General features: G+C 58.8%; 20 protein-coding genes and 3 tRNA genes. 10 read left to right on the forward strand and 13 right to left on the reverse strand.

Features of this window, described 5'->3' with window-relative positions:
* Positions 1–67 precede the first annotated feature (67 nt).
* On the forward strand, positions 68–3,823 hold the full coding sequence (locus HU724_RS13060; RefSeq protein ID WP_186567151.1) for a hypothetical protein: 3,756 nt from the start codon (positions 68–70) through the stop codon (positions 3,821–3,823).
* A gap of 48 nt (positions 3,824–3,871) precedes the next feature.
* Here HU724_RS13060 and HU724_RS13065 read toward each other — a convergent pair whose 3' ends face one another.
* From HU724_RS13065 to HU724_RS13110, 10 genes are all read right to left on the reverse strand, one after another.
* Entirely contained in the window at positions 3,872–5,827 is a 1,956-nt protein-coding gene (locus HU724_RS13065) for an acetoacetate--CoA ligase (protein WP_186567149.1), read from the reverse strand.
* Positions 5,828–5,977: 150 nt separating this feature from the next.
* Complete coding sequence (gene hbdH, locus HU724_RS13070) at positions 5,978–6,751, reverse strand: 3-hydroxybutyrate dehydrogenase (RefSeq protein ID WP_186567147.1); 774 nt, start codon at positions 6,749–6,751, stop codon at positions 5,978–5,980.
* A gap of 7 nt (positions 6,752–6,758) precedes the next feature.
* Positions 6,759–8,150, reverse strand: coding sequence for a GntP family permease (locus tag HU724_RS13075; RefSeq protein WP_016774505.1), 1,392 nt, complete (start codon positions 8,148–8,150; stop codon positions 6,759–6,761).
* A gap of 265 nt (positions 8,151–8,415) precedes the next feature.
* The gene (locus tag HU724_RS13080) at positions 8,416–9,843 is read right to left on the reverse strand and encodes a sigma-54 interaction domain-containing protein (protein WP_186567145.1); all 1,428 of its coding nucleotides are present in this window, start codon (positions 9,841–9,843) and stop codon (positions 8,416–8,418) included.
* Between the two features lie 132 nt (positions 9,844–9,975).
* On the reverse strand, positions 9,976–11,550 hold the full coding sequence (locus HU724_RS13085) for an ABC transporter ATP-binding protein (RefSeq protein WP_186567143.1): 1,575 nt from the start codon (positions 11,548–11,550) through the stop codon (positions 9,976–9,978).
* 9 nt (positions 11,551–11,559) lie between these two features.
* Complete coding sequence (locus tag HU724_RS13090) at positions 11,560–12,582, reverse strand: ABC transporter permease (RefSeq protein WP_122610514.1); 1,023 nt, start codon at positions 12,580–12,582, stop codon at positions 11,560–11,562.
* Positions 12,582–13,643 (reverse strand): microcin C ABC transporter permease YejB, encoded by a 1,062-nt coding sequence (locus HU724_RS13095; RefSeq protein ID WP_071172270.1) that lies wholly within the window; start codon positions 13,641–13,643, stop codon positions 12,582–12,584. The genes HU724_RS13090 and HU724_RS13095 overlap by 1 nt, the downstream gene beginning before the upstream one ends.
* On the reverse strand, positions 13,643–15,511 hold the full coding sequence (locus HU724_RS13100; RefSeq protein ID WP_125926814.1) for an extracellular solute-binding protein: 1,869 nt from the start codon (positions 15,509–15,511) through the stop codon (positions 13,643–13,645). The genes HU724_RS13095 and HU724_RS13100 overlap by 1 nt, the downstream gene beginning before the upstream one ends.
* Before the next feature lie 131 nt (positions 15,512–15,642).
* Entirely contained in the window at positions 15,643–15,924 is a 282-nt protein-coding gene (locus HU724_RS13105) for a peptidylprolyl isomerase (RefSeq protein ID WP_016774509.1), read from the reverse strand.
* A gap of 95 nt (positions 15,925–16,019) precedes the next feature.
* Complete coding sequence (locus HU724_RS13110) at positions 16,020–16,889, reverse strand: esterase/lipase family protein (protein ID WP_186567231.1); 870 nt, start codon at positions 16,887–16,889, stop codon at positions 16,020–16,022.
* Between the two features lie 334 nt (positions 16,890–17,223).
* Here HU724_RS13110 and HU724_RS13115 point away from each other — a divergent pair, with 334 nt between their 5' ends.
* A complete protein-coding gene (locus HU724_RS13115) occupies positions 17,224–18,336 on the forward strand; it encodes a hypothetical protein (protein ID WP_186567141.1) in 1,113 nt (370 codons plus the stop codon).
* A 17-nt stretch (positions 18,337–18,353) separates the two neighbouring features.
* Here the strand turns inward: HU724_RS13115 and HU724_RS13120 are convergent, their stop codons facing one another.
* On the reverse strand, positions 18,354–19,427 hold the full coding sequence (locus tag HU724_RS13120) for a 3-deoxy-7-phosphoheptulonate synthase (RefSeq protein ID WP_186567139.1): 1,074 nt from the start codon (positions 19,425–19,427) through the stop codon (positions 18,354–18,356).
* Between the two features lie 605 nt (positions 19,428–20,032).
* Between HU724_RS13120 and HU724_RS13125 the strand changes: the two genes are divergently transcribed.
* The 6 genes from HU724_RS13125 (at position 20,033) to HU724_RS13150 (ending at position 23,920) form a co-directional block, all read left to right on the forward strand.
* Positions 20,033–20,476, forward strand: coding sequence for a GNAT family N-acetyltransferase (locus HU724_RS13125; RefSeq protein WP_186567137.1), 444 nt, complete (start codon positions 20,033–20,035; stop codon positions 20,474–20,476).
* 127 nt (positions 20,477–20,603) lie between these two features.
* Positions 20,604–21,245 carry a response regulator transcription factor GacA gene (gene gacA / locus HU724_RS13130; RefSeq protein WP_024012761.1) on the forward strand — a complete coding sequence of 214 codons (642 nt, stop codon included), beginning with the start codon at positions 20,604–20,606 and terminating at the stop codon, positions 21,243–21,245.
* 2 nt (positions 21,246–21,247) lie between these two features.
* Positions 21,248–23,071, forward strand: a complete 1,824-nt coding sequence (gene uvrC / locus HU724_RS13135; RefSeq protein WP_186567135.1) for an excinuclease ABC subunit UvrC — start codon at positions 21,248–21,250, stop codon at positions 23,069–23,071.
* 32 nt (positions 23,072–23,103) lie between these two features.
* On the forward strand, positions 23,104–23,664 hold the full coding sequence (gene pgsA / locus HU724_RS13140; RefSeq protein WP_016774513.1) for a CDP-diacylglycerol--glycerol-3-phosphate 3-phosphatidyltransferase: 561 nt from the start codon (positions 23,104–23,106) through the stop codon (positions 23,662–23,664).
* A gap of 60 nt (positions 23,665–23,724) precedes the next feature.
* Positions 23,725–23,800, forward strand: a tRNA-Gly gene (locus tag HU724_RS13145).
* A 46-nt stretch (positions 23,801–23,846) separates the two neighbouring features.
* Positions 23,847–23,920, forward strand: a tRNA-Cys gene (locus HU724_RS13150).
* Between the two features lie 83 nt (positions 23,921–24,003).
* Here HU724_RS13150 and HU724_RS13155 read toward each other — a convergent pair.
* A complete protein-coding gene (locus HU724_RS13155; RefSeq protein ID WP_163012213.1) occupies positions 24,004–24,537 on the reverse strand; it encodes a GAF domain-containing protein in 534 nt (177 codons plus the stop codon).
* Between the two features lie 493 nt (positions 24,538–25,030).
* Between HU724_RS13155 and HU724_RS13160 the strand changes: the two genes are divergently transcribed.
* Both HU724_RS13160 and HU724_RS27765 read left to right on the forward strand, forming a co-directional pair.
* Positions 25,031–25,117 (forward strand) — tRNA-Leu (locus HU724_RS13160).
* A gap of 163 nt (positions 25,118–25,280) precedes the next feature.
* Entirely contained in the window at positions 25,281–25,409 is a 129-nt protein-coding gene (locus HU724_RS27765) for a hypothetical protein (RefSeq protein ID WP_024012797.1), read from the forward strand.
* A 7-nt stretch (positions 25,410–25,416) separates the two neighbouring features.
* On the opposite strand, the gene HU724_RS13165 is transcribed toward HU724_RS27765, so the two are convergent.
* The gene (locus HU724_RS13165) at positions 25,417–26,754 is read right to left on the reverse strand and encodes an MFS transporter (RefSeq protein ID WP_367617205.1); all 1,338 of its coding nucleotides are present in this window, start codon (positions 26,752–26,754) and stop codon (positions 25,417–25,419) included.
* Between the last annotated feature and the right edge of the window lie 142 nt (positions 26,755–26,896).

Genomic DNA, 26,896 nt, shown 5'->3' on the forward strand with positions numbered 1-26,896 from the left:
CTAGCGTCGAACTGGATAAAACCTCATCAGGCTGAATGGTCAGCCAGTTGGTTTGATGAGGCTTTTAATGATTGACTTGAAGAAAGACAAGATATTCCGCCCTGCAAAAGTTACTTTGGCAGGCTGGCAATATCAATCCGCAGCAGATGCGATTGAGCGTGAACAGGTATTGATGCATCTTGAGCAAGCGCTGGATGAACATAGCGATGATCAAATAATCAACTGGTATGCGCGAGAAGTAGAACTGCAGCCGGGCTCTTCACTTCAGGATATCTATAACCCCGGCAGGCTTCTGCTTGCGGAGTTGCTCGAAACTGGCCCGGTCGTCGGTGCACTTGCCCGCGAAGAGGCGCGCGATCATGACGGACTGATACGAGTATCGGCAGAGGGCAAGATGGAAGTCCGCGCCGAAAGAGGTTGGGTAGATCTGGTCGCGGCGCGTCACTTTGAATTCAGTCAGCCGACACAATCTGCATTGGCGGTAATTTCGGATATAGCAAAAGTAGCCGGCGGTTTTATATGGCCCGACTTGGCTGTAACTCTCGATCAATGGTTCAAGTTTCACGAGATCGACTTGCCTGAAAACAACGCCAAGGTCAGGAATCTGATCGGCCTGTTCAGATTCGCACCTGAAGTCAAAGAGCCGGGAGATTACTGGGAATACTTTCAAAAGACTAATGATGTGTTGGCGGCATTAACCGAAGAGCAGTTCGCGGAAATTCGCAAGGCTACGACGAAGTTGATGCCAAAGCGCAAACTGCTGACGGCTTTATACAATGTGTCCGGCCGCCCCGTTATATCGCCTGATAATGCAGCGCAGCGAATTGCTGAATGCGTGGAACATCCGATCGCGCTCAGACTGGCTGGAAGTTATCTTGAAGCGCTGGGTTGGTATGGCGTCAATGAGGGGCAGTCGGTCTCCGAAGATACCCTTCGCCAGTTGTTGATAACCGCGGTGTTGCTCGACCTCGACCCATCCATTGGCAACAACCAATTGATCAACCGCCGTGATCTGTATTCGCCTGCCAACCTTGAACGTCATCCGTCAGAGATTCGCAACGAATACGCCGAATTTGTAAGGAACAAGCGCTGGGTTGATCGGGGCCTGGCGCCCTTGGTCGCACACCTGCTTCTGGCTCGGAGCGCGCCGGAGTTTCTCGTCAGGGAGGTGCCGGCCACGGTCACGCTCGGCTCGATTGCCTGGATCAACCTTACTCGTGCGGTGGTGCTGGTTGAAGCAGCGAAGGCCGGAGCTTCGCGGGTCATGACCCATGCGCAGATCATTGCCTATGGCGAGCTGGAGGCAGTCAGTGAAGCGCAGAAACATTTGCGGGATCTGGCGATGATCGACCCGGTTGTCGATTGGGCATTGCTGAACCGGATTATTGCCCGGGCTGAACTCGAACAATCAGAAGAGGCCTGTACAAAGCTTGCACTGCAGGCCTTCGAGCAACATTCGGAGCAATTCGCCCAGGTAGCCCGGGCATTCTCAGCACCGTTGCCCAATCGTGCAGAAATAGCCCGGACTCAACTGAAAAAAGCCGCGCCAGGTTGCGCCACCCTCGACGAGAAAGCGCTTTCCGAGCAAGGCGGGCAGCAAATCATGTCGATGGTCGATCTGCATCAATCGGGCGACATGGTGACTGGCCTGTGGGACAGACGCACTGTGCGACTGATCGTCAACGGATTGCCGCAACCGGCCATCAACTACAATCCTTCAGGTGTCAGTCTTTATCAGCGTTATCCGGGGCTGCTAACGCTTGAATCCTGTGAAGAAGAAATGGAGCGCCAACTGGCGGCGCATTTCAAAGAGCTGAACAGCGGGATGCTGACTGCCGTCAAACTGGCGTTGGCGCACATGCCGGAAGCAGATCTGCAGGTGTTCATGAATGCCGACATACATTTTTTCACCGTGCGCGGATCTGCATCCTATGTCACTACGCGTCGAGCCGGCGGCCCTTTGAGTTTGGGGCTCGAACAAGAAACACAACACAGCAGAGATGCCGCCACAGGACGCTTCGGCATTGTGATGTATGCGTCCCATGAAAACGCTGAGCTCTGTTATGAGTTATTCACCTCGCGTGCGGAAACCCGAAAAAATGACGCCCTGGGAGCTCTCATCAAACGCGAGCGCAAGCTCCTGCAGCGCTCGCGGATGAGTGCCAGCGCCAACATGATGCTGCCCCTGAGTCGCACCGCAACTCAAAGCCTGCCGTTGAACATCAAACGCTATACCCACGCAGCAGCCGAAGACACTTTGGCTACCAGCAGCATGGCGATCATCGATTACTTCGGTGAACTAGAAGCGCCGATGCATTTTTCGGCACCGAAGCCCGGCTTCTACCAGAAATTCAATGATCCGGCGATCGCGCGCATCGCAGGGTTTCTGGTGCATAACCGTCCGTTCCTGAAAAGCAGCGAACTAACAGAACTCGTGCGCATACCGACTGCACTCGAACTTTCCAAAGACGAGGGCGAGCGACTGTTGACGTACTTCATCGACCTGCTCGTACCGTTCAAGAAATGCATCGAGGACATTGTCTCGGGCGACCACAACAAAATGGTCGACGGGTTTTACGGTTGTCTGATGGATGGCATCGGGCTGGTGGGAACTGTCGCTGGCGCCAGCTCGAAAGTGCTGAGTATTTCCGCCAAGGCCATTTCCACTACCGCCAGGGCCGCGCGCTTCACCCGCCTGGCGCTGACTTCGGCCATCTCGCTTTTCAATCCCTTCGACGGCGTGCCATCCGGCCTGCAGGCCGGCGGCAAACTGGTGCACAAAGGGTTGCTGCGGTTCAATAAAAACAGCCACGACCTTATCCTCAAAGCCAACGCGCAGTTGCACAAGATCAGTGGCCGCCGGCAATCCTGGGATCTGCTGGAGGCTGCCGATAATGTGCAACTGGGGCTCGGGAGCTGGCGACCCCGCGCAACCGCTGATGCCGTTGGCGTACTTGCTGCCCGCCGTGGTGACAAATGGTATGCACTGAACCGACGCGGCAACCTCTGGGGCAAGCCTCTGAATGGTTTCGCGTATCACGCTCCCGTGCAGTTGCCCTATTCGCCACGCACATTGCCGCTCAGCTATACGCGCAAGTTCATCGAGCGAAGTCTGCCGCGCGCGCGGACCAAGATCGATAACGCGATCGAAGTCTTCAACCGTCATGATTTCAAACGCGATCGCGAGTCGCTGATGAAGATTGTGTTCGGCAGTGCCTCAGAGGTTTCCACTGATCGCCTGGTCAACTATCTGCGTTTGATCCGCTTCGACTTTGCGGGTTTTTCGATGAGTAACATGATTCTGGATGGCCTGAAAATCAACGATACGCTCGCCTCGTTCGATGCCGACAACTACCAGCGCTGGAAAGATGCCGATGCGGGCGACAAGTCTGAAATCGCCTTCGTCGAAATCTACACGCGAAACCTCAACAGACATTTCGTCAGCATGGGCTTCAACCACGACGTGATTGCCGACGACCTGATTCATGAGCTGTTCCACGCCAGTGCGCAAACCGATGATGTCGGCTATGCCAGCGATGCCGTGCACACAAGTGACGATGGCCAGCGCCTGGACGTGACGGCACTGCTGAATCTGGCTGCCGGCTGCCTGCGTGAGTCGGACACCGGGACAGACTGCCACGCGCCGTCCAGAGCCTTCGAAAACGCCGACTCGCTGGCCTTGGCGACCTCGCTGTTGAGTCAGTTGGCTACCGATAAAGCTACATTCGATCAAAACATGACGATCCTGCGCGGCGCGCTCGACGCCAGTGCAGGCAAAGCCATTGACGAGCCAGTCGTCATTACCCTGAACAAACCTCGCTGATGAAAAGCACTGCCGCCAACCTGTTGGATGGAGGCGCCAGTGCCGTTTTCAATCAACAAGCTCTGGCCGGTCCCGAAACTGTTCCAGCGCTTCGGGATTGGCCAGCGCATCGGTGTTCTTGACCTGTTCGCCGTGCACCACGTTACGCACGGCCAGTTCCACGACTTTGCCGCTGATGGTCCGCGGTATGTCCGTCACGGCAACGATCCGCGCCGGGACATGCCTCGGCGTGGTATTGGCGCGGATGACATCGCGGATGCGCTGCTCAAGCCTTTGATCGAGTTCGACGTTGTCGCGCAAACGCACGAACAGCACGACCCGCACATCATCCTGCCATAGCTGACCGATGGCGACGCTGTCCAGCACCTCGGTGATTTTCTCGACCTGACGATAGATTTCCGCCGTGCCGATGCGCACGCCGCCCGGGTTCAGTACCGCATCCGAGCGGCCATGGATCATCATCGCGCCGTGGGGCAACTGTTCGGCGTAATCACCTTGTGCCCAGACGCCGGGGAACAGGCTGAACCAGGACTGGCGGAGTTTTGAGCCGTCGGGATCATTCCACAAGCCGATCGGCATCGCCGGGAAATGCCGTATGCAGACCAGTTCACCTTTCTCACCGAACACCGGCTGGCCAGCGTCGTTCCAGACCTCAACGGCCATGCCCAGGCTCTTGCCCATGATTTCTCCGCGACGTACCGCTGACAGCGGGTTGCCATTGACGAAGCACGAGACGATGTCGGTACCACCGGACATTGAAGCCAGGCACACATCGGTTTTGAAGTCGCGGTAAACAAAATCGTAGCTTTGCGGTGACAAAGCAGAGCCTGTGCACAGCAGGGTTTTCAAACTGCCCAGTTCATGGCTTTCTCGGGGCTTGGTGCCGTTGCTTTCCAGAGTCGCGAGGAACTTGGGGCTGGTGCCAAACACGCTGATGCGCTCGTCGTCGATCAGGTCTAGCAAGCGCTGGTGATCCGGATGAAACGGCGAGCCGTCGTAGAGCACCACGGCGCTGCCCACTGCGAGCGCCGAAACCAGCCAGTTCCACATCATCCAGCCGCAGGTCGTGTAGTAGAACAAGCGGTCGCCGGGACCGAGGTCACAGTGCAATCCGTGCTCTTTGACGTGTTGCAGCAGCACACCGCCGGTGCTGTGGACGATGCATTTCGGCACGCCAGTGGTGCCGCTGGAGTACAGCACGTAGAGCGGATGATTGAACGGCACCGGGGTGAAATCCGGTTCGCCGCCGGGTTGATAAAATTCCTCCCAGAAGGAGACATCGGCTAAGGTTTGGTAATCCTCGATGCGCGCTTGCGGGCGAGCGTACGGGACGATGATCAACTGCTGCAGCGACGGCAGCTGTATCAGGATTTCGTTGAGCTTGGATGTCTGATCCAGGGTTTTTCCGGCGTATTGATAACCGGCACAGGTGAGCAGCACCTTCGGTTCGATCTGGCCAAAGCGATCGATCACGCCGTGAGTGCCGAAGTCCGGCGACGAGCAGGACCAGATCGCGCCGAGGCTGGTGGTGGCCAACATCGCCACCAGAGTTTGCCAGGTGTTGGGCATGCACGCGGCTACGCGATCACCCCGGCCAACGCCCGCCGCGCGCAGGCTCGCCTGAAAACCGGCGACGTGTTCGGCCAGTTCGGCCCAAGTCAATTGTTCGCGCTGGCCGTTTTCCGCCACAGCAACCACCGCCACGGCATCGTCGCGGCGGCGCAGCAGGTGTTCGGCGAAGTTCAGCGTCGCCCCCGGAAACCACTCGGCGCTGGGCATTTCTGCACCTTCACGCAAAACGGCGTCAGGCTGAGTATGAAAGCGGATGTCGAAGAAATCGACGATCGCCTGCCAGAACGCCGGGCGCTGATCGATGCTCCATTGGTGCAGGGCCGGGTAGCCGTCGAGCTCAAGCGAATGCCGCTGATTGATTTCGCGCCGGAAAATGTCCATCCGCGAACGGTCGATACGCTGGGCGTCGGGTTGCCAGAGGATGTCGGACATGGGTTTGCCTCTTCTTATCTGATTCGTACAGGCCAGGGAGATCATTCCCTGCGGGAGCGAGCCTGCTCGTGAAAGCGTTGTGTCAGTACCCCGAACTGTGTCTGATAAACCGCATTCTCGAGCAGGCTCGCTCCCACAATGGCCAGGTGTTTATTGCGCCAGCCACCCACCATCAATATTCCACGCCGCGCCGCGCACCTGGCTGCCGGCTTCACTGCACAAGAACAACACCAGCTCACCCAGATGCTGCGGTGTGACGAACTCCAGCGACGGCTGTTTCTCGGCGAGCAGATCATGCTGCGCCTGCTGCGGGTCGACGCCTTTGCCCGCGCGATCATCGATCTGCTTCTGCACCAGCGGCGTCAACACCCAGCCGGGGCAGATTGCGTTACAAGTCACCTGACTGGTCGCAGTTTCCAGCCCGACCACTTTGGTCAGGCCGATCACGCCATGCTTGGCGGCGACATACGCGGCTTTGCCGGTAGAGCCGACCTGGCCATGCACCGAGGCGATATTGATGATGCGCCCCCAGTTCTTGCGGCGCATGCCCGGCAGGCTCAACCGCGTGCTGTGGAATACCGATGACAGGTTGATCGCGATGATCGAATCCCAGCGCTCAACAGGAAACTCTTCTACGGCCGCAACGTGCTGAATGCCGGCGTTGTTGACCAGAATGTCGACGCCGCCAAACTCGCGCTCGGCGTAGGCGACCATGTCGGCAATCTGTGCCGGGTCGCTGACATCGGCGGGATGATGGCCGACCTTGCCGCCGTACTGAGCGACGTCGGCGGTCACCTTCGAGGAGTCGCCGAAGCCATTGAGAATCAGGTTGGCGCCCGCTTTCGCGAGAGTCAGCGCGATGCCCAGGCCGATGCCGCTGGTGGAGCCGGTTACCAACGCTGTCTTGCCGGAAAGAGTGGTCATGAATACCTCACACAATGCCAGTGGCGTAGAAAGTGCCGATCACCACGAAAACCGCGAGGGTCTTGATCAGCGTAATACAGAAAATGTCTTTGTAGGCTTCGCGGTGGGTCAACCCGGTCACCGCCAGCAGGGTGATCACCGCGCCGTTGTGCGGCAGGGTGTCCATGCCGCCGCTGGCCATCGCGGCCACGCGGTGCAGCACTTCCAGCGGGATATTCGCCGCGTGCGCTGCACTGATGAACTGCTCGGACATCGCCGCCAGCGCGATGCTCATGCCGCCCGACGCCGATCCGGTAATGCCGGCGAGCAGTGTCACGGTAATCGCTTCGTTGACCAACGGATTGGGAATCTGCTTGAGCCAGTCGGCCAGCACCAAAAAGCCCGGCAGCGAAGCGATTACCGCACCAAAGCCGTATTCAGACGCGGTGTTCATGGCCGCGAGCAACGCACCGCTGACCGCACTTTTGCTGCCTTCGGCGAGCTTGCTTTTAATCGCCTTGAAGCCGAACGCCAGCACCATGAGGATGCCGACCAGCAACGCCGCCTGCACCGCCCAGATCGCCGTGAGCTTGGCGATTTCGGTAGTGACCGGCGCGGCCATGCCCGGCAGCGCTAGGCTGTGGGTCTTGCCGTACCACTGCGGAATCCACTGGGTGAAGAGCAGGTTCATGATGCCCACCGCCAGCAATGGCGACAGGGCAATCCACGGGTTGGGCAGCTTCAGGTCTTCGGCGGTTTCCGGTTCGTTGCGCAGTTCAGTGCCGTAACCTTCGCCGGCACGTTGCGCCTTGTTGCGTTGGCGCTGCAGAAACAGCATGCCGGCGCAGAACACGAAAATCGTGCCGATCACCCCCAGCCACGGCGCCGCCCATGCGGTGGTGTTGAAGAAGGTGCTGGGGATGATGTTCTGGATCTGCGGCGTGCCGGGCAGGGCGTCCATGGTGAACGAGAATGCGCCGAGGGCAATGGTCGCCGGGATCAGGCGTTTGGGAATATTGCTCTGGCGGAACATCTCCGCTGCAAACGGGTAAACAGCGAAGACGACGACGAACAACGACACGCCGCCGTAGGTGAGCAGGGCACACACCAGCACGATCACCAGCATCGCTTGTTTGGTGCCAAGCAGGCGAATCGCAGCGGCGACGATCGAGCGCGAGAAACCGGACAGTTCGATGAGCTTGCCGAACACCGCGCCGAGCAGGAATACCGGGAAATAGAGCTTGATGAAACCGACCATTTTGTCCATGAACACCCCGGTGAAAGCAGGGGCAACGGCGGACGGATCGGTGAGCAGGACCGCGCCGAGGGCGGCGATCGGGGCAAAGAGGATGACGCTGTAGCCACGGTAGGCGGCGAGCATCAGCAGCGTCAGGGCTGCCAAGGCAATGATCACACTCATGGTGTGTCTCTCCAGGATTGTTATTTTTGTGCGTGGAACGGGTGCGGAGAGTGGGTTAGCGAGATTTGTGCCAATCTTCTAACTGTTTGAAATATAAGGAAATTAGATCAGAGTCGCCTACCGGGAGCTGTTTTTGTCTCTTAGTTGAGATTTTCTTTGAATGGGCCGGCGCCTTCGCGAGCAGGCTCGCTCCCACATTGGTCATGCATTCCCCTGTGGGAGCGAGCCTGCTCGCGAAGCTTTTGCTCTAGTCTTAAAATGGAGATCAGATGTCTCTATATGTAGACTCTGCGATCCCCAGCGCAGCCATTTTCTTGTACAGCGTCGACCGCCCCAGCCCCAGCCGAACCGCCGCCTCCGGCACTTTCCCCGCGCACTGCGCCAGGGTCGACTCGATCAACTGCCGATCAAACCGCGCCCGCGCCTGTGCAAATGTCTCCCCAGCGGAGGCTTGCATGCTCGGCTCGGACGTCCGCTCAACCGGAGTAAAGGTGCCAATCGCGCCGCGAATATCCTGCTCGGTCAGCATCAGATCATCACTGAGCAACGCCGCCCGCTCCAGCACGTTGCGCAACTCACGGATGTTGCCCGGCCAGGCATGCTGGCCGAGCAACGCCAGCGCATCGCGGTGCAATTCATGCTGGCTGCGCAGTTCTTCGAGAATCGCCTCGCTCAGCGCCGGCAGATCATCGAGACGTTCACGCAGCGGCGGCACCTGGATTGGCAATACGTTGAGGCGGTAGTACAAATCGGCGCGAAATTCGCCGCGCTTGATCGCAGCCTGCAAATCCGTCGACGTCGCGGCGATTACCCGCACATCGCTCTGAATCACTTCATTGGAGCCGACCGGCTCGAACTCCTTTTCCTGCAACACGCGCAGCAGTTTGCTTTGCAGCGGCAGCGGCATATCGCCGATCTCATCGAGAAACAGCGTGCCGCCCTGAGCGATTTGTAATTTACCGGTGCGGCCCTTGCGATCAGCGCCGGTAAATGCGCCGGGTGCCGTGCCAAAGAACTCGGCTTCCAGCAGCGCCTCGGGAATCGCTGCGCTGTTGATACTGACGAAAGCCTTGTGCGCGCGTGGCGAGGCGCTGTGGATCGCTTGGGCAAGCAACTCTTTACCGGTGCCGGTTTCTCCCAGCAGCAAAACCGGCGAATCAGCGCTGGCACTGCGCCTGGCGCGGCGTTTGACTTCGAGGCTGGCGGCGCTGGTGCCGATGAAATGGGCGAAGTTGTATTTGGTCTGCCGCGCACGCAGCAGCGAGCGGGTCGAGGCCAGTTCTTCCTGCATGCTCAGGTAACGCTTGAGCATCGGCGACAGCGTACGCAACTCGTCGAACAGAGCGAAACCGATGGCGCCGATTACGCTGCCGGCATCGTCGTGGATCGGCAGGCGCATCACCACCAGCGGTTCCTTTGGCGTGTCCTGCATATCCAGCAGAATCGGCCGACCGGTGCGTACCACCTCGCGCAGCAGGCTGCCGGGGATCACGCTTTCGCAGGGTTTGCCGATAGCGCCGGCCGCTGAATCGAGACCGAAGCGCCGGGCGTAGCGTTCGTTCATCCAGACGATATTCGCATCGCGGTCAACAATCACCGTGCCCTCACTGGATTGCTCGATGATCTCGAACAGCGAACGGATCGCCAGAGTGCGGACTCGTTGGTAGTCCTTGAGGCTTTCGGTGGTGTTCATGGAGGCTGATCCTGATTGTTTGTTTCCGGTACCGATCCCTTCGCGAGCAGGCTCGCTCCCACAGGGGGCTGCATTCCAATGTGGGAGTGAGCCTGCTCGCGAATGCCGCGCCGCGGATTTACAGAAAAAAACCTACCCCGGATGCGCCGCCGCCAACAGCTCTTTGGTGTAGGGATGCTGCGGGTTGTCAAACACGTCGTGACTGGCACCACGCTCGACCACCTGGCCGTCCTTGATCACGATCATGTCGTGGGCCAACGCGCGCACCACGGCCAGATCATGGCTGATGAACAGGTAGGTCAAACCGTATTTTTCCTGCAAATCACGGAGCAGGGCGACCACCTGTTTCTGTACGGTGCGGTCGAGGGCCGAGGTCGGTTCATCGAGCAGGATCAGCGCCGGTTTCAGCACCAAGGCCCGGGCGATGGCGATGCGCTGGCGTTGGCCGCCGGAAAATTCATGCGGGTAGCGATGGCGGCTTTCCGGATCGAGCCCCACTTCCCTGAGCACGCGAATCACTTGCTCATCACACTCATTGGCCGTCGACTCGCAATGCACTTCGAGACCTTCGCTGATGATCTGTGCCACCGACATGCGCGGGCTGAGGCTGCCAAACGGGTCCTGAAACACCACCTGCATCTGCCGCCGCCACGGCCGCAGCTGCTTTTGATTGAGGCCGTCCAGCGCTTCGCCCTGAAAACGAATGCTGCCCTCGGAGTCCAGCAAACGCAGGATCGCCTGACCCAGCGTCGACTTGCCCGAACCAGACTCGCCAACAATGCCCAAGGTCTTGCCGCGCTGAATATTCAGACTGATGCCATCGACAGCGCGCAGATACTGCTTGCGCCTGAACAATCCGCCGCCGACCTGGAAATCGACGTGCAGGTCAGCGACTTCCAGCACATTTTCACGTTCGTCACGGGGCAGGGCTTCACCTTCCGGCTCTGCGTTCAACAGCACGCAGCTGTAAGGGTGTTTGGGTTCGGTAAACAGGGTTTCGCAGGGCGCCTGCTCGACGATCTCACCTGCTTTCATTACGCACACCCGCTGCGCGATGCTGCGCACCAGATTGAGATCGTGACTGATCAGCAGAAGCGACATGCCGAGCCGCTGTTGCAAGGACTTGAGCAGCAGGAGAATCTTGCGCTGCACGGTGACATCCAGCGCCGTGGTCGGCTCGTCGGCAATCAACAACTCCGGTTCGCAGGCCAGGGCCATCGCGATCATCACCCGTTGCCGTTGCCCGCCAGAGAGCTGATGCGGATAGGCTTTCAACCGTTCCTTGGGCTTTTGAATGCCGACCAGTCCGAGCAATTCGAGAATGCGCTGCTGCGCTTGTTTGCCGCCGAGGCCACGGTGCAGCAACAGGGTTTCGCCAATCTGCTTTTCGATGGTGTGCAACGGATTGAGCGAAGTCATCGGCTCCTGAAAGATCATGGCGATGCGATTGCCGCGCAGTTCTCGCAAGACCTTCGGATCAGCACCGAGCAATTCTTGCCCGCGATAGCGGATGCTGCCACGGGTTTGCGCTTCACTCTCGGGCAGCAGTTGCAGGATCGAATGCGCGGTCACCGATTTCCCCGAGCCCGATTCGCCGACCAGCGCCAGGCACTCACCGGGGCGGATATCCAGGCACAGGTCACGCACCACGGTCTGGCCATGGAAGGCGACATTGAGGTTGCGGATTTCAATCAGGTTTTCAGTCATGGTCACGCTTCAGGATCGAGGGTCAAAAGCGTCGCGCAACGCTTCGCCAATGAATACCAATAACGAAAGGATCAACGCCAGGGTGAAGAACGCTGTCAAACCCAGCCACGGCGCTTGCAGGTTCTGCTTGCCCTGACCGATCAGTTCACCCAGCGAGGCACTGCCGGCCGGCATGCCGAAGCCGAGGAAATCCAGCGCGGTCAGCGTTGAAATCGCCCCGGTCAGAATGAACGGCAGGTAGCTGAGCGTCGCGTTCATTGCGTTGGGCAGAATGTGCCGGAAGATCACCTTGCGGTCAGTCAGGCCCAGGGCGCGTGCGGCTTTGACGTATTCCAGATTGCGCCCGCGCAGGAACTCGGCGCGCACCACGTCCACCAGCGCCAACCAGGAAAACAGCGCCATGATCCCCAGCAGCCACCAGAAATTCGGCTCGACGAACCCGGAAAGGATGATCAGCAGATACAACACCGGCAGCCCCGACCAGACTTCCAGCACGCGCTGCCCGAGCAAATCGACCCAGCCGCCGTAATAGCCCTGCAACGCGCCGGCGGCGATGCCGATCAGCGCGCTGACAAAGGTCAGCATCAGGGCAAACAGAATCGACACTCGAGCACCAAAGATGACCCGCGCCAGCACATCGCGCGCCTGATCATCGGTGCCCAGCCAGTTGACCGATGTTGGTGGGCTCGGTGCCGGTTTGTTCAGGTCATAGTTGGGCGTGTCATCGCTGAACGGAATCGGCGGGAACAGCAACCAGCCGCCGTCCTTGCGAATCAGATTCTGCACGTAATCGCTGCGGTAATCGGCCTGGAACGGCAGTTGCCCGCCGAATTCCTGTTCGGTATGGCGCTTGAACACCGGGAAGTACCATTGGCCCTGATAACTGACCATCAACGGTTTGTCGTTGGCGATCAATTCGCCACCCAGCGTCAGCAGGAACAGGCCGATGAACAGCCACAGCGACCACCAGCCACGACGGTTTTTCTTGAAGCGTTCGAAACGGCGACGACCCAAAGGCGAGAGCTTGAACATCAGGCATTCCTCGCGGCAAAGTCGATACGCGGGTCGACCAGGGTGTAGCAGAGGTCGCCGATCAGTTTTATCAGCAGGCCGAACAGGGTGAAGATGAACAGTGAACCGAACACCACTGGATAGTCCCGCGATACCGCTGCTTCGTAACTCATGCGCCCAAGGCCATCGAGGGAGAAGATCACTTCGATCAGCAGTGAGCCAGCGAAGAACACACTGATGAACGCCTGAGGTATCCCCGAAACCACCAACAGCATGGCGTTGCGAAACACGTGTCCGTACAGCACGCGGCGTTCGCTCAAGCCTTTGGCGCGGGCCGTCACTACGTACTGTCGGGTGATTTCATTGAGGAACGAGTTTTTTGTAAGGATCGTCAAGGTCGCGAATCCACCGATCACCAGCGCGGTGACCGGCAGCACCAGATGCCAGAAGTAATCGGCGATCTTGCCCAGGGTCGATAGCGATTCGAAGTTGTCCGAAACCAGTCCGCGCACCGGAAACCAGTTCAACGAAGTACCGCCGGCGAATACCACGATCAGGAACATCGCGAACAGAAACGCCGGCATGGCGTAACCGATGATGATCGCCGTGCTGCTCCAGATATCGAAATGGCTGCCGTGGTGCACAGCCTTGCGGATGCCCAGCGGGATCGACACCAGATAGGTGATCAGTGTCGCCCACAGTCCGAGCGAAATCGTCACCGGCATCTTTTCCAGAATCAGGTCGGTGACTGTTGCGCCACGGAAGAAGCTCTTGCCGAAGTCCAGTTGCGCGTAATTCTTCAGCATCAGCCACAGACGCTCGTGGGCCGGTTTGTCGAAGCCGTACTGTTTTTCGATGTCCTTGATCAGTTGCGGGTCGAGACCACGGCTGGCGCGCGAAGCGTTGCTCGATGTCTCGCCGGCTCCGCCGCCGACACTGGCGCCGCCAATGCCTTGCAGATGGGCGATGGCTTGTTCCACTGGTCCGCCGGGCGCGGCTTGGATGATGACGAAATTGACCAGCAGGATGATCACGAGCGTCGGAATGATCAGCAGCAGGCGCCGCAGTATGTAACCCCACATCAGTGCGGCCCTCCGGGTCTGCCGCGACTGATTTTCTCGGCGGTCATCTGCTGATTGGTCAGTGGCGTGCGGCTGATTTCCCACCAGCTCTCGATGGCTTCGTCATTGCTCGCCTGCACCGTGGGAATGCCGAAGCGGTTCCACCACACGGTCGAGGTGCCCGGCGGGTAATAGTTGGGAATCCAGTAGTAATTCCATTGCAGCACCCGGTCCAGCGCATGGGCGTAATGCAGCATGTCCGACTGAGTAGAGGCGCGGATCAGGCCGTTGATCAAGGTGTCGACCGCCGGGTTTTTCAACACCATGTAATTGTTCGCGCCGGGATCGTTGGCCGCTGCCGAGCCGAAATAGTTGAGCAACTCACCGCCCGGAGACGTGGTAACGGGATAGCCGGTGACGATCATGTCATAGTCGCGACTCATCAGGCGATTGACGTATTGCGAGGCGTCGATGCGACGGATATTCAGCTCGATGCCGATCTGCTTCAGCGTGCGCTTGTAGGGCAACAGCAGGCGGTCCATGCCGTTCTGGCTGACCAGAAAAGTGAAGCTCAGCGGCTCGCCGGCGCCGTTGACCAGTTGATCGCCATCCGGTTTCCAGCCGGCCTGCTCAAGCAGTTGCAGGGCTTGCAACTGCTTGTCACGGATGATGCCGCTGCCGTCGGTCTTCGGCGCCTCGAAGACTTTGCTGAACACTTCCTCAGGCACCTGACCGCGCAGCGGTTCGAGAATCTTCAGCTCTTGAGCGTCGGGCAACTGCCGGGCGGCGAGATCGGTATTGGAAAAGTAGCTCTGCTGGCGGATATAGACGTTGCGCATCATCTGCCGGTTGCTCCATTCGAAGTCCCAGAGCATCGCCAGTGCCTGGCGTACCCGGCGGTCCTGGAACATCGGCTTTTGCAGATTGAACACGAAACCCTGGGCCGATTGCGGCGCTTCAGTGGCGAGGTGGGCCTTCTGTAAACGGCCATCGCTGAGGGCGGGACTGTCGTAGCCGATCGAATAGCCGGTCGCGGAAAACTCGCGGTTGTAGTCATAGGCACCGCCACGCAGCACCTGACGGGCGACGTCGGTGTCGCCGAAGTACTCGATACTGAAATGGTCGAAGTTGTACAGGCCGCGACTGACCGGCAGGTCCTTGCCCCACCAGTCGCCATTGCGTTCGAAAGTGATGCTGCGCCCGGAGTCGACCTTGCCAACACGGTACGGCCCGCTGCCCAGCGGCGGCTCATAACCACCGCCGCCGGCGAAATCGCGACTCTTCCACCAGTGTTCGGGGAACACCGGCAGGGTCGCGATATCCAGGGGCAGGGTGCGGTTTTCGTTGCTTTTGAAGTCGAAGCGCACGGTCAGCGGCGCCTCGATCTCGACGCCTTTGACGTCGGCAAACTGGGTGCGATAACGCAGGCTGCCCTGGGTCATCAGCAGGTTGTAGGTGTAGCGAACGTCCTCGGCGGTGATCGGTTTGCCATCGGCAAAACGCGCCTTCGGATTGATGAAGAAACGCAGCGACAGACCGTCGTCCGAGCGTTCCATTTTCTCCGCCACCAGACCGTACACCGTGTAGGGCTCATCCAGCGAGCGCTGGGCCAGCGGCGAATACAGCAGGCCGTCGATCTGCGTCACGCCGATGCCTTTGTCTATATAGGGCAGCAGATGATCGAAGTGGCCGATTTCGATTGCCGAGCGCCGCATCGTCCCACCCTTCGGCGCCTGCGGATTGGTGTAGTCGAAATGGCCGAAGCCGGCGGGGTATTTGGCCGGTTCGCCGTAAACGGTCAGTGCGTGTTGCGGGGCAGCGGTCGCACCGGCGGCGCCCGTGAGCAGGGCGAGGGCGGTGAGCATCAGTGTGGGAAAAACCAGTCGCATCGTCAGCCTTGGAACGCAAAATCGATAAGCGCAAGTTGTACGCGAGCGGCGCGCCACTCGCCAGCCGTATATGTAACCGAAACACAACGGCCCACCAAAGGGTGGGCCGTTGTCAGCAACAGGACGACGAATCAGTCCTGACGGCTGGTGACTTCCAGCAGGTGGTAACCGAACTGGGTCTTCACCGGGCCTTGCACGACGTTGATCGGCGCGCTGAACACCACGGTGTCGAATTCCTTGACCATCTGGCCAGGACCGAACGAACCCAGGTCACCGCCCTGACGGCTGGATGGGCAGCTGGAGTTGGCTTTGGCGACTTCAGCAAAATCGGCGCCGGCTTCGATCTGAGCCTTGAGTTCGTTGCACTTGTCTTCGCTGGAAACCAGGATGTGGCGGGCAGTGGCTTTGGCCATGGGGAATTCTCCGAACTGTTTCAATAAAAGGTGGAGCGTACCGGAATCAGTCGGTGAATTCTCGGCAAAGTTCCATTCTGCTTCCCTGACTCTACTCAAAGATCCGCCGCACGCAGGCGCTGGGCATGCTCGACGTACAGCTCGATAGGGTCCGGTGAAGACGCGGTTGCGCCCGGGCTGCGCCGCAAGCTCGCCAGGTGATCCATTGGATAATCAGAGCGGATCACTTGGCCGAGATGGCTACTGAAGCGTCCGACGAAGCCGTCATTCTGCTGGGGTTCGGTGGTGAAATATTGCGACAGGGCGCGGCAGGTTGCTTGAACCGGATCCAGCGTCGGCAGCCTGGATTGCGCAACAACCCCGCTCCACGAGTAGTAACGCACGCCGTTGACTTGCTCCGGGCCGTGACCGCCCCAGGTGTGTGGCAGTCCTTGTGGGAATTTGTCATTGAATTGCCCGACGCCGACGGTGGTCAGTGCGTTGAGTGCAGCCACCGCATTCTGTGGCAGTGCCACGCTGCCACTGAGCAGCGACAACAAATCGGCAAATTGCGTCGCCACGTTTTGTGCAACGACCTCCGGCAGCTTGCCCGGGACCAGTGCCTTGCGCAGGAAGTCGGCGAGCTCCGAACCATGGTTCGGACCACTGACGGAGGTGACTGAAGCGACGACGTTTGGTGCAAGCGCTGCCGCATAGCGTGCAGCGAGTGCACCTTGACTGTGTCCTATAAGGTTGACTTTCTTCGCGCCTGTGCCTCGCAGCACGCAGGCCATCTGTGACAGCAATTGCTCACCCCGCATTTCATTGTCATGGGTGGCCGAAAGGTGTGGAACAAACAATCGACAGCCAGCCGCTTTCATAGCGGATTTGACGTCATGGAACAGCTCGAAATGACCGATACGCTCGAACCCGAACAGACCGTGGACCAACAGGATGGGATAACGAGTTGTAGCATTCCGTTGCATGTTCTTACCTTTTTCGTAGAAGTTCATCGGGAAATCACCGAGCCACTCTAAAACACCACTGTCGCTGAGGAAGTACGAAGAGGCTTCGCGTTGTGTTTGAAAATGGACTACGAGGCGTACGAAATTTCGGAGAGCTGTGAAATCCGAATCGGAAGTTCAGTGGGTCGTTTGTCGGCATAACAGCGCGAACGCCCCGGTTGCCTGCCTTGCGAGTAGCGCTTACGCCGTCGTCGCGGTGTATTCGGCTGACATCAAGAACATTCGAAGAAGTCCTCAATGTAGATGTCAGTGTCGCCATTCGGGGCGGCACGTTTTCCAGGGAGTGGAAACGAAAATGAATAGCCATGAAGTCGAGTTTTGCTGGCGGATGCGTCAGCCGATGGTTGCCGAAGTGTCCATCGAACCTCTTGTCGCGCCGATGATTGACGGGCTCAGTGGGAGCGTGTTGGATCCTTCACTGGTCAAAGCCATCGTTCGCATTTCTCCTTATGCCAACATGAGCTGCGGCGATCAGTTGACGCTGTATTGGGAGGGGCTGGATATCGAAGGCTTCACCTATCAATACGAGAGTGTTCGATTCATCAGCCAGGCTCAGGTCGGCAGGGACGTAATCTTCGTCATCAAGGCCATGCATGTGGCTGCGCTGGATGGAGGCTCGCTGGAGGTTTACTGGACACTGCAAAGTGCGTCCGCGCCCAAGGCAGTGGAATCTGCACGCCTGCAACTGTCTGTGGGCGATATGCGCACGCAATTGTTGGCTCCACAGATCGAAGGCTCGGTAAACGGAGCGCTGGAGCCATCGCGAGTGGCAGAGGGCACCCTGGTGACTCTGCAGCCTTACGCGAGGATGTCGGCGGGTGATCGGGTGATGTTGTCCTGGCACGGCGATACCTCGCCCGAGATCTTTACCGACTCATTGAACGTGGAGGCCTACTCCGTCGCGCAATGCCTGTCGTTCTGGGTGCCGGGGAGCTACATCGAAGCTCACCGAGGTGGTGAAGTGGTCGTCGCCTACCGTGTCGAACAGCGCTGTGGAACGGTTCGAGCGTCCGAGCCTGCCACGGTTTTCCTCGGGCCTGCAGTGCGTGCGCAATTGCCTGCGCCGGATGTCGTTGAGGCAGTTGAAAACGTGTTGTCACTGAAGGATTCGGTCGACGGCGTTTCCGTTCTCATCGAAGGGGCGCAGGTGCAAGAGGATGAGTTGGTCTATCTCAAGTGTGACGGTGAGTTCTTCAGTCACCGGGATGATCTTGAAATTACGCGGGAGACGGCTGGTCAAGCGGTGTGTTTCATCGTCCCTCACCGGTTCTGGCGTGAGCATCACGGCACAACGGTGCAGATCGCCTACACCGTGGAGCGTCTGGACGATGTCAGTCAGCAATCCCCCGTTAGGCAAATCAGCGTGGAGGCTTTGCCAGTGAATGCCGGCCCTCCGCGCTTTGAATGAGCGGGAGGGCGGTTCGATCAACGTTCGGCTTGCGCGACGCGTCGTGCGGCATCGGTCAGCAATCGCTCAGTTGCATCGAAGCCGAGGCAGCCGTCGGTGATCGATACGCCGTAGCGCAGAGAGCTGCTCAGCGGCTGGCAGCCTTCGAACAGGTGAGATTCCAGCATCATGCCGATCAGCGAGTGGTTTCCCCGCAGGCGTTGTTCAAGGACGTCATTGAAGACTGCTGGCTGGCGCAGTGGATCCTTGCCGCTGTTGGCATGGCTGCAATCGACCATGATCCGGCTGGGGATCTTCAGTCTGCTGAGCTCGGCGCTGATGTTGGCCACGCTGGTTGCATCGTAGTTCGGCCCTTGATGGCCACCGCGCAGCACGATGTGGGTGTCAGCGTTGCCGGCTGTCTGCACGATCGCCGGATGCCCTTGGCTGTCGACGCCGAAGTGCCGATGCGGATGGGCTGCCGAGCGCATGGCGTCGACAGCAACGGCGGCGCCGCCGTCGGTGCCGTTCTTGAAGCCCACCGGCATGTTCAGGCCGCTGGCCATTTCGCGGTGGATTTGCGATTCGGTGGTGCGGGCACCAATGGCCACCCAGCTCAGCAGGTCATCAAAGTAGTTGGCGGCCATGGGTTGCAGGAGTTCGGTAGCGACCGGTAGTCCGAGCTGGATCATTTCCAGCATCAGTTCGCGCGACAGCGTCAGACCGGCAGCCATGTCGTCAGTGCCGTCCAGATGCGGATCGTAGGCCAGACCTTTCCAGCCGATCGTCGTTCGCGGCTTTTCGACGTAGGCACGCATGACCAGCAGCATTTCACCGCTGACATCTTCGGCCAGGCGAGCGAGTTTGCTGGCGTATTCGATTGCCGACTGCGGATCATGGATAGAGCAGGGGCCAACGATGACCAGCAGGCGCGGGTCTTCACCGTCGAGGATGGCGCGCACCGCCTGGCGATGCGCATTGACCTGCTGATGCAGGGAGTGGCTGAGCGGCAATTGCTGCTTGAGTTGCAACGAGCTGGGCAGGCGCAGGGTCAGCGCTTCGTTGGCAGAATCGAGGGTGGACAGCGGCAAAGCGGAAACTGAAGAGTTCATGTTCGGTCTTCCTGGGCGGATGGCGGGTTTTTCCCGCGCACTCGGCCCTACTGGGGTGTTCGACAAATGGCCGTACTGGCTAGGCGTGTGTGTTTGCCACCTGTAGGTGACCGATCGGAGGCGGCAGGCTGTCCCGAGCGGAGGCTGGTAAATCGCCAGGCGCTAAAGCTGTCGTAACGGTAATAAGTGGCGTAGTTCATGGTGCATTCCTCAAAGTGTCTGGTGTGGTGCTGAAAGTTGTTGGCCTGAAAAAACAAAACCCCCGGTCGGGAGGCCGACCGGGGGTTGAGAAATCTCTGGTAGGCGACCCGTTATCATGGGCGCCGTGTGGGTATCAGGCGCGCCAGTGGCTAAACCAATACCCAAAATAAAAGTTGCCTGGAGCGCACATGTCATTCACCCGGACAGCCGCAACCGAGCGCGGGGCGCTGGCGATGCATGGCTGTGAAGGGGCGTTGAACATGGTCTGTCTCCGATGAATACGCCGAGCTTACTCGACGCTGATACGCGTCAGCAATCAGAAAATGCTATTTCGTGCCGAGCGAAACGGCTATCACTGGCAAACGATCTGGTTAAAGTACATTTTTACGATTGGAGAGAGCTGAATGAGTTATCGAATTCGGCATGCCACCCATGATGATCTTGCCTTTGCGCGGGATCTGACCTGTCGCAACATGCTGCGCTATTACATTGACCACGATCTGTTGTGGCAGGACGAGGCATTCGACGCAGGCTGGCAGTATCGTGAGAACTGGATGATCCTCCAGGATGAACTGCTGATCGGCTTTGTCAGTCTGAGCGAGGATTCGCGGGCGCTGTACATACGCGAATTGCAGATTGATCAGACCTGGCGAGGGCAGGGCGCCGGCTCCTGGGCTATCGATCAGGTTATTGACATGGCCCGTCAGGCGCGACGTCCTGCACTGCGACTGACGGTCTTCGATAACAATCGTGCGCAAGCACTGTATGTCCGCAAAGGACTGCGTATCGTAGGCAGGGATGAGTGTTTCCTGAGGATGCAGCTCGATTTGAGTACAGCTGTGCTCTGAAACCCACAGCCGGCAAGCTCTGAATGATGAATTGAAACTTTTTAAATACGGCTTTCCGCTAGGTCTGTCTGGCACTTTTTGCTAAGGTGTCCGGCATCCCAATAAGACCATATCGCGAGGTGTCTGCTTGATTAGGGTGCTAGTGGTCGACGACCATGATCTCGTTCGTACAGGCATTACACGAATGCTGGCCGATATCGATGGCCTGCAGGTGGTAGGCCAGGCCGAGTCAGGCGAAGAGTCCCTGATCAAGGCCCGTGAGTTGAAGCCTGACGTTGTGCTCATGGACGTCAAGATGCCCGGCATCGGCGGCCTCGAAGCCACACGAAAACTGCTGCGCAGCCACCCGGACATCAAGGTGGTTGCCGTTACGGTGTGCGAGGAAGACCCTTTCCCGACGCGTTTGCTGCAGGCCGGTGCGGCTGGTTACCTGACCAAGGGCGCGGGTCTGCCGGAGATGGTTCAGGCCATTCGGCTGGTTTTCGCCGGGCAGCGTTACATCAGTCCGCAGATCGCTCAGCAGTTGGCAATCAAATCTTTCCAGCCCACCAATGATTCGCCGTTCGACGCGTTGTCCGAGCGGGAAATCCAGATTGCCTTGATGATTGTCGGCTGCCAGAAGGTCCAGATCATTTCCGACAAGTTGTGCCTGTCGCCGAAAACCGTGAACACCTACCGCTACCGCATTTTCGAGAAGCTTTCGATCAGCAGCGATGTCGAGTTGACCCTGCTCGCAGTGCGTCACGGCATGGTGGACGCCAGCGCCTGACCATGACCGAGACATTTGATTCCAGTGCTTTCCTGTCGACCGTCAGCGGTCGTCCGGGCGTCTATCGCATGTTCGACAGCGAGGCGCGCCTGCTGTATGTCGGCAAAGCCAAAAACCTGAAGAAACGTCTGGCGAGCTACTTTCGCAAGACCGGGCTGGCGCCGAAAACGGCTACACTGGTCGGGCGTATCGCTCAGGTCGAGACGACCATCACCGCCAACGAAACCGAAGCGCTGCTGCTGGAACAGACGCTGATCAAGGAGTGGCGTCCGCCGTATAACATCCTGCTGCGCGACGATAAATCCTATCCGTACGTGTTCCTCTCCGACGGACAGTTTCCGCGCCTGAGCATCCATCGCGGTGCCAAAAAGGCCAAGGGCAAGTATTTCGGTCCGTATCCAAGTGCTGGGGCCATCCGCGAAAGCCTGAGCATTCTGCAGAAAACCTTCTTCGTCCGTCAGTGCGAAGACAGCTACTACAAAAACCGTACCCGTCCGTGCCTGCAATATCAAATCAAACGCTGCAAGGCGCCATGCGTGGGCCTGGTCGAGCCTGACGTCTACGCCGAAGACGTACGCCACTCGGTGATGTTCCTCGAAGGTCGCAGCCACGCGCTGACCAACGAGCTGTCCACCGCGATGGAAGAGGCAGCGATCAATCTCGAATTCGAACGCGCGGCCGAATTGCGTGACCAGATTGCCTTGCTGCGTCGGGTGCAGGACCAGCAAAGCATGGAAGGCGGAACCGGCGATATCGACGTTATTGCCGCATTCGTCAACCCCGGCGGCGCCTGTGTCCACCTGATCAGCGTGCGCGGCGGGCGAGTGCTGGGCAGCAAGAATTTCTTCCCGCAGGTCGGCATCGAGGAAGACGTTTCCGAGGTCATGGCAGCGTTCCTCGGTCAGTACTACATCAGCAGCCCCGAACGCGATCTGCCGAGCGAACTGATCGTCAACGTGGTTCACGAAGACTTCCCTGCGTTGATCGAAGGGATTCACACGTTGCGCGGCCGTGAGTTGGCCATCAGTCATCGGGTGCGCGGCACCCGTGCGCGCTGGCAGCAACTGGCCGTGACCAACGCTGAGCAAGCGTTGGGCGCGCGTCTGGCCAACCGTCAGCACACCGCCGCGCGATTCGACGCGCTGGCTGAAGTGCTGAATCTGGATGAGCCGCCGCAGCGCCTGGAATGCTATGACATCAGTCATTCCAGCGGCGAAGCCACTGTGGCCTCCTGCGTGGTGTTCGGGCCGGAAGGCGCGATCAAGTCGGATTACCGCCGCTACAACATCGAAGGCGTCACCGCCGGCGACGATTACGCGGCCATGCACCAGGCGTTGACTCGCCGCTTCAGCAAACTCAAGGACGGCGAGGGCAAGTTGCCGGACATCCTGTTGGTCGACGGTGGCAAGGGCCAATTGTCGATGGCCCGCGATGTGCTCAACGAACTGGCCGTGCCGGATCTGATCCTGTTGGGCGTCGCCAAGGGCGCCACGCGCAAGGCCGGTTTCGAAACGTTGTATCTGAATGATGCAGCGCACGAGTTCACCTTGCGTGGCGATTCACCTGCCTTGCACCTGATCCAGCAGATCCGCGATGAGGCGCACCGCTTCGCAATTACGGGGCATCGCGCCCGTCGCGGCAAGACCCGCCGAACCTCAACGCTGGAAGGCGTGGCAGGGGTAGGGCCGACACGCCGCCGTGACCTGTTGAAACATTTTGGTGGATTGCAGGAGCTGTCTCGTGCAAGCATCGAAGAGATCGCCAAAGCCCCGGGGATCAGTAAAAAGCTCGCTGAGTCGATTTATGCGAACCTGCATAGTGAGTAGAATGCCCCTTCACCTCGTAGCCAGTTGTGCCGATGAATATCCCTAATCTGATTACCGTTCTACGCGTCCTGCTCATCCCAATCTTTATTTTGCTGTTCTATCTGCCCTACGAGTGGAGTTACATGGCCTCCGCTTCGGTGTTCGCCTTTGCGGCCGCAACCGACTGGCTCGATGGTTACCTGGCGCGCCGATTGGAGCAAAGCACACCGTTCGGGGCGTTTCTCGATCCGGTCGCCGACAAGCTGATGGTCGCTGTTGCCCTGGTCCTGCTGGTGCAGGAACACGGCAATCTCTGGCTGACGCTGCCAGCGGCGGTCATCATCGGTCGTGAGATCGTGATTTCGGCACTGCGCGAATGGATGGCAGAACTCGGCGCACGAGCGCAGGTAGCCGTTTCCAATCTCGGCAAATGGAAAACCGCTGCGCAGATGCTCGCGCTGGTGATTCTGCTGGCTCATCCAAAGGCATTCAGCTTCTGGGTCGTGCTCGGATATACACTGCTGATTGTATCGGCAGGGCTGACCCTGTGGTCGATGGTTCAATACCTTCGCGCCGCTTGGCCGCACCTGAAGACCGATGTCGAAAAGAAATAAAAGTTTTTTGAATCAAGGGGTTGACGGGGCATCTTAATTCTATAGAATGCGCCACACCAAGCGGGAATAGCTCAGTTGGTAGAGCACGACCTTGCCAAGGTCGGGGTCGCGAGTTCGAGTCTCGTTTCCCGCTCCAATTTGTACAGTGTTTGTTGTTGTGCTACTGACAGCGAATACTTTGAGGCCGAGTAGCAAAATGGTTATGCAGTGGATTGCAAATCCACCTACGCCGGTTCGATTCCGACCTCGGCCTCCACTATCAAAAACCCCGTAGATCAATGATCTACGGGGTTTTTTGTTGTCTGCAGAAAAGTGTGGTGCTCACCTGTTTGCGGAGGGTCAATCAGTCAAGCACGATCCGGTCTGGATGTGGCTGGCACCTTCCACCGTGAGATTCGAGAAAAAGATGCAGCCAATGAGCCGCGCGAACAGCGTCAATGTCTCTGCAAGATCGGGGTTGTCAAACAGAACAGCCCTTGAGTCCAGAGCACATAAGGCACCCCAGAGTCTCCCGTCCGGCAGGAAAACAGGCGCGCCTGCGTAGCTTTCAATCGAATATTGCTTCACCACAGGACGTGACGAAAGTCGTCCATCCTGGCTGATTTGTGGAAGGAAGAGGGCTTGCGGATTTCGTCGAAACTCACTGCAAAGGGTGGTTTCCAGATCCAGCGTATCGCCGACATTTATTCCCAGTTCAATCGGATCGTACGCCGAACAAACGATCCACTCTGTTTCAGTGAATTTTGCGATGCCGGCAAAGCGTGTACCGGTCAGACGGGTGACAAGTTGCAGGATATTGGTGGTCGCTTCGATCTCGGCGATCGCCGAGCGCTCCTCTTGGCTTAAAGACGCTTTTAGAACGGTGTCACTCATTTGCATGGAATCAATCTCCTGATTGCTTGTACATCCCTGAGCACTGCTCTGGTGACGTTCTGTGAGGCGTGATCGTGGTTGAAGGGGGGGGCGTGCTGATTACCCTTTGATTATTGATTTCGGCGCCATCCTTTAGCGTAGACATCCCGTCCAGTCCTGGGTTGCCTGCTCATAATCTCAATCGATGAAACATCTGTCACCCGTGCAGCTAAGGTGATGGTGAGCGTCTGAATCTTTTGAGTTTATCGTCTCAATTTCCAGTCGGGTTGCTGCGATTTGCCAGTAACCTCGGCGTCTACTTCAAGCAAACTCCGTAGCTCCCTGATTTCTGAGGCTTTTTGATTTTCCTTGGTCAGCGATATTTAGTTCTCAAATCGCGCACTCCAAACTTGCTTCACCGGGACGTGATGTATATATTCCCCGCTCGGCTTTTCAAGCGGCCATCCTGTCAGGATCGCAACCGCAAGGCTGAGCAAAGCAACACCGCGCTACCGCCCGAATGGCGAAACTGGTAGACGCATGGGACTTAAAATCCCCCGCTCGTAAGGGCGTGCCGGTTCGATTCCGGCTTCGGGCACCATCTTTCAACAAAGGCCTGCTAGCGAAAGCCAAGCAGGCCTTTGTGCGTTTACGCTTCGAGATATTCCTGGTTTTTGCCGCGTCGATGGCTTGGGCAAGGTGCGAAATCCGGAACTGCCAGCCCTCGCCGATGCCGAAATAGCATCAACAACGAGGGCAAAGCCATGACTGAAGAAAAAACCGAAGTGCCGCAAGAAGTACCGGATCAAACCACCCCGGCGCATTCCACCGAAGAAGAGCGCGAGCGCTTGAAGGACTTCAACAAGGACGGCATCCCGCCGGGCAGTTGCTGATCACCTGTCACCGTGGCTGCGTCACCAGTTCCCCGCTGATCGCATCCATCATCGCCGGATGCTCCTCAGCGGCGACGCGCAAATCCTCGGTGACCCGCAACTCCGCACCCGTCGGCGAATAGGTGGCTGCGGCCGTGAACGGTGCGGGGTTGGCCGGCACCGGGCGTTTGCCGCGGCGCCAGAAGAAAAAGCTGACCATGCTCAAATTAACCACTGCGAAGACCCAGAACAGGCCGTTGGCGCCGAACGAGTTCATCACCGGCGAGATCATCATCGGGCTGATGGCCGAGCCCAGCGAGTTGATCAGCAGCAAACCCTGAATCATCGGCACCAGCGCTTCGGCCGGGGCGCGGTCGGCCGCGTGGCTGACGGCCACCGGGTATAGCGCGAAGACGCCGCCACCGAGCAGAAACAGCATCGCCGCGAGCATTGTCGCAGACAGCGGCAGCAGCACAATCACCAGTGATAACGCGGTGCACGCCACCGTCAGCAGCGTCAGCACCTGCAAGCGATCGGTGCGGTCGGACCAGCGTCCGACCGGATACTGCAGCAGCATCGCGCCGAGAATCGTCCAGGCCATCATGCTGCCGACTTCACCGACGTCCAGACCTCTGCGTTGCAGATACAGCGGCAACAAGGTGTAGATCGCCGCGATGGTCACCCCCGAGCCGAAACAGCCGACCAGCCCGGTCGGCGTCACGCCCAGCAGTTGCCGGGGCTTGAGCGGCTCGACCTGATCGAGCAGCGGCGACACGCGCGGCAGGATCACGATCGGCAGCACCGACAACGCAGCGAGCATGCCGGCGACCATGAACGGCGCGCTGTCGCTCATGCCGGTGATGGTCCCCAGCGTGGCCTGGCCCAAAACACCAGCGCCATAAAGGACGATCATGTACAGCGCGAGCAAGCGCCCGCGAATCTTCTCGTCACCGGCCAGCAGCAGCCAGCTTTCGATCACCAGAAACACACCGACCGTGGCCCAGCCGTTGATCAGGCGCAGGACCAACCAGCCCCAAGTGTCATAAAACAGACCTTGCAACAGGATCGTCACGGCGATCAGCGAGGCGAAGCTGCCGTAGGCACGAATATGGCCGATGCGCAGAATCAGCCGGTCATTGAACACCGCGCCCAGCGTCAGGCCGATGAAATAGGCCGACGAAACAATTCCGATCATCGTCGCCGAGGCGCCGGCGGCGTCCAGGCGAAGGGTGGTCAGGGAAGACAGAAAACCGTTGCCCAGAGCAATAATGAACAGCCCGAGCAGGGGCGCCAGCGCCATGGCCAGCAAACGCGGAGACATAAAAACCTCAGGAAATCGTACAGCGCAACGTGCGCCTCTGCGCATGCGGTTGCCAGGCTGGAACAGGTGTTGTGCAAATGTCTGCCGATCGGGCAGGGCGGTGGCGTCGGACGACATGGCCAGCCCTGCAAGTTCGCGTCTGTGACCAGACGCGCGATTGCAAGAGCGCGCGGGATTCTACGGCTTG

The organism is Pseudomonas iranensis (genome assembly GCF_014268585.2).
GTDB classification, from domain to species: domain Bacteria; phylum Pseudomonadota; class Gammaproteobacteria; order Pseudomonadales; family Pseudomonadaceae; genus Aquipseudomonas; species Aquipseudomonas iranensis.

Excerpts from the sequence above, each read along its gene's own strand:
- HU724_RS13060 (WP_186567151.1), top strand. The coding sequence starts at position 68 with ATGATTGACTTGAAGAAAGACAAGATATTCCGCCCTGCAAAAGTTACT.
- HU724_RS13065 (WP_186567149.1), bottom strand. The coding sequence starts at position 5,827 with ATGTCCGACATCCTCTGGCAACCCGACGCCCAGCGTATCGACCGTTCG.
- hbdH (WP_186567147.1), bottom strand. The coding sequence starts at position 6,751 with ATGACCACTCTTTCCGGCAAGACAGCGTTGGTAACCGGCTCCACCAGC.
- HU724_RS13075 (WP_016774505.1), bottom strand. The coding sequence starts at position 8,150 with ATGAGTGTGATCATTGCCTTGGCAGCCCTGACGCTGCTGATGCTCGCC.
- HU724_RS13080 (WP_186567145.1), bottom strand. The coding sequence starts at position 9,843 with ATGAACACCACCGAAAGCCTCAAGGACTACCAACGAGTCCGCACTCTG.
- HU724_RS13085 (WP_186567143.1), bottom strand. The coding sequence starts at position 11,550 with ATGACTGAAAACCTGATTGAAATCCGCAACCTCAATGTCGCCTTCCAT.
- HU724_RS13090 (WP_122610514.1), bottom strand. The coding sequence starts at position 12,582 with ATGTTCAAGCTCTCGCCTTTGGGTCGTCGCCGTTTCGAACGCTTCAAG.
- HU724_RS13095 (WP_071172270.1), bottom strand. The coding sequence starts at position 13,643 with ATGTGGGGTTACATACTGCGGCGCCTGCTGCTGATCATTCCGACGCTC.
- HU724_RS13100 (WP_125926814.1), bottom strand. The coding sequence starts at position 15,511 with ATGCGACTGGTTTTTCCCACACTGATGCTCACCGCCCTCGCCCTGCTC.
- HU724_RS13105 (WP_016774509.1), bottom strand. The coding sequence starts at position 15,924 with ATGGCCAAAGCCACTGCCCGCCACATCCTGGTTTCCAGCGAAGACAAG.
- HU724_RS13110 (WP_186567231.1), bottom strand. The coding sequence starts at position 16,889 with ATGCAACGGAATGCTACAACTCGTTATCCCATCCTGTTGGTCCACGGT.
- HU724_RS13115 (WP_186567141.1), top strand. The coding sequence starts at position 17,224 with ATGAATAGCCATGAAGTCGAGTTTTGCTGGCGGATGCGTCAGCCGATG.
- HU724_RS13120 (WP_186567139.1), bottom strand. The coding sequence starts at position 19,427 with ATGAACTCTTCAGTTTCCGCTTTGCCGCTGTCCACCCTCGATTCTGCC.
- HU724_RS13125 (WP_186567137.1), top strand. The coding sequence starts at position 20,033 with ATGAGTTATCGAATTCGGCATGCCACCCATGATGATCTTGCCTTTGCG.
- uvrC (WP_186567135.1), top strand. The coding sequence starts at position 21,248 with ATGACCGAGACATTTGATTCCAGTGCTTTCCTGTCGACCGTCAGCGGT.
- pgsA (WP_016774513.1), top strand. The coding sequence starts at position 23,104 with ATGAATATCCCTAATCTGATTACCGTTCTACGCGTCCTGCTCATCCCA.
- HU724_RS13155 (WP_163012213.1), bottom strand. The coding sequence starts at position 24,537 with ATGAGTGACACCGTTCTAAAAGCGTCTTTAAGCCAAGAGGAGCGCTCG.
- HU724_RS27765 (WP_024012797.1), top strand. The coding sequence starts at position 25,281 with ATGACTGAAGAAAAAACCGAAGTGCCGCAAGAAGTACCGGATCAAACC.
- HU724_RS13165 (WP_367617205.1), bottom strand. The coding sequence starts at position 26,754 with ATGCGCAGAGGCGCACGTTGCGCTGTACGATTTCCTGAGGTTTTTATG.